We start from the raw sequence: 288 nt of genomic DNA on the forward strand, positions 1-288 counted from the left end.
ATTTTCTGAATTTGCTGTTGCCGGATTTGTAGTGCCTTCTACGTTCCATGGCTCTGCTGCTGCCCCATTCGCTAATTTCTGCCAAACTGCTCCATCAAAATAATAGTACCCCCCTGTGGTTATATTTACAGTTTTAGTGGTTGTAGGTACTGCTGCAGCTGTTACATATACATTACCGGTCTGGTATATATTTTCTGAATTTGCTGTTGCCGGATTTGTAGTGCCTTCTACGTTCCATGGCTCTGCTGCTGCCCCATTCGCTAATTTCTGCCAAACTGCTCCATCAAA

The 288-nt window shown here is 44.1% G+C and carries 1 pseudogene; it reads right to left on the reverse strand.

Features of this window, described 5'->3' with window-relative positions:
• A pseudogene (locus BOQ62_RS22265) lies at positions 1 to 288 on the reverse strand (hypothetical protein); the annotation flags it as partial.

Source organism: Chryseobacterium sp. CH21 (assembly GCF_004119445.1).
Lineage (GTDB): Bacteria > Bacteroidota > Bacteroidia > Flavobacteriales > Weeksellaceae > Chryseobacterium.